Origin of the sequence: Stenotrophomonas ginsengisoli, assembly GCF_001431485.1 — a bacterium.
Classification (GTDB): Bacteria; Pseudomonadota; Gammaproteobacteria; order Xanthomonadales; family Xanthomonadaceae; genus Stenotrophomonas; species Stenotrophomonas ginsengisoli.
This window is the reverse complement of record NZ_LDJM01000095.1, coordinates 1-556: the sequence shown is the minus strand read 5'-3', so window position 1 is coordinate 556 and position 556 is coordinate 1. Positions and strand designations below refer to the sequence as shown.

Genomic DNA, 556 nt, shown 5'->3' with positions numbered 1-556 from the left:
TTACACATGTCCCTTCGTCGGCAGCGTCAGATGTTGATAATAGACAGTTCCGGGCCCGGCGGACGTACGGTGTCTCCGGACCTGCTGCAGCAGCTGCGTGCCGATCCGGCCATCCTCAAGCTGCAGGTGCGCTACAGCCCACCGTGGCAGCAACACTGAGGGCGTGACCGCACGCCCTCGTACGGGGTGTCTTCACACCATCAGCTACACTCCCTTTTTTGAACCGGTTGATTGCCGATGAATCCGAACTACCTCGACTTCGAGCAGCCCATTGCCGACCTGGAAGCCAAGATCCAGGAACTGCGCAGCGCCTCAACCGGCCCGGCGGTAAACGTGGAAGCCGAAGTCAACGCCCTGCGCGACAAGCTGCGCAAGCGCACCGCGCTGATCTTCCGCGACCTGACCCCGTGGCAGGTATCCCAGCTGGCCCGTCACCCGCAGCGCCCCTACACCCTGGACTACATCAAGATGTTCTGCGATGAGTTCCAGGAGCTGGCCGGCGACCGCGCCTATGCCGATGACAAGGCCATCGTCGGCGGCCAGCTCCTGGAACTCA

At 62.6% G+C, this 556-nt stretch carries 1 pseudogene; it reads left to right on the top strand.

What is annotated here, in order from left to right:
• Positions 1-237: 237 nt before the first annotated feature.
• Positions 238-556 (top strand): annotated as a pseudogene (locus tag ABB30_RS15485) (acetyl-CoA carboxylase carboxyl transferase subunit alpha); the annotation flags it as partial.